The 1,296-nt window shown below is 69.8% G+C and carries 2 protein-coding genes; one reads left to right on the top strand and one right to left on the bottom strand.

Translation table 11 applies throughout. The features are described from left to right. The coding region (locus tag G6023_RS13070) for an HNH endonuclease signature motif containing protein (protein ID WP_182635904.1) at positions 1 to 887 on the top strand (887 nt) is incomplete at its 5' end. A 63-nt stretch (positions 888 to 950) separates the two neighbouring features. Here G6023_RS13070 and G6023_RS13075 read toward each other — a convergent pair. Then, positions 951 to 1,296: hypothetical protein (locus G6023_RS13075; RefSeq protein WP_182635906.1), on the bottom strand; the 346-nt coding region annotated here is incomplete at its 5' end.

Raw genomic sequence — 1,296 nt, forward strand, 5'->3', positions numbered from 1 at the left:
CCTCACTGCCCAGTGGGGATGCAGAGAAGCTCCGCCGCCGGATCGACTCCGCCGCCCGCGCCGCCTCGGAGTCGGGCCACCCCCGCACGCGCGACCAACTGCGCGCCGACGCCCTGTGCGCACTCGGGGACCCCACGACCAACGACATCGGCACGAGCCTGTACGACGCGGAAGAGTCGGCGGGCGCGTGCAATGCCACTACCGGCACCCGCGCCGACGCCGCCGACAGGCCCCCGGTGGGAGCGTCGTGGGGCACCGAGCAGCCCATCCGGATCTCGATCATCGACAGCGTCGCCCAGGGGTCGCCCAACCGCGTGCAGTTCGTGAACGGCGCCTATTCGAGCTTCGACTGGCTGTGTGAGGAGCTCCTGTCCGGCGGCGACTCCAGGGTCAGGTTCGAGATGCTCGACCCGCAGCCGGGTGTCCAGGACACACCGGACGCGGTGCTCAAGTACTTCATCACCCCGGCGCTGGCCGAGCGAATCCGGCTCCGCGACGGCACGTGCCGCCACCCGGGGTGCACGGTCGACGCCCACGACTGTGAGATCGACCATGTCATCGCCTTCGATCATCAGCGACCTGAACTGGGCGGACCCACCGCCGAGTGGAACCTCGTGTGCCTGTGTCGCAAGCACCATCGGGAGAAGACCTTCGGGCACTGCGCCTACCGACCCGGACCGCTCGGCGAGCTGACCATCATCACCGAGACCGGTCACGAACACCGCACCACACCACACGGGCCGCTGGCCCAGGCGCGCGACCGGATTCTCGACCACCGATGGCGACAACACGTCGACCGTCTCATCGCCGACGACGGCCACCTCACCAATCCGCCCGGCATCGAGCGGGACTACCGCACCGGCCGAGACGGTTCCCGGCCAGCCTGACTGCCAGCGGCAGACCCGGCCCGCCTGACCGTTGGCGGGTCGGGTCGCCCTCGACGGGTCGGGTCAGCCCGGCTGCTGGTCCTGCGGGACCGCGCCCATCCCGACACCGGGCTGGCACATCTTCCAGGCGCCATCCTCGTCGCGCATGTGAATCTGCTCCGGGCCCGTCCCGTCGGACGCCGACTCCACGGTCGCGGTCGCCTCGGCGCCGTTGTCACTGATCTCCACCCCGAGCACCTCGAGATCCTGGGGGAACGAACCCGCGATCGATTCGCGGAACATCGAGTCGAGGTCCGAGCCCGTCGCCTCGCTCGACGCGGTGATGGTGTCGACGAGCTCCTGCGGGACGCGGTTCTCCGCGCACATGTGCCCGTTGAACTCGGCGAACGACTCCGCCGAACTCATGCTC

Source organism: Dietzia sp. DQ11-71, assembly GCF_014144995.1.
GTDB lineage: Bacteria > Actinomycetota > Actinomycetes > Mycobacteriales > Mycobacteriaceae > Dietzia > Dietzia kunjamensis.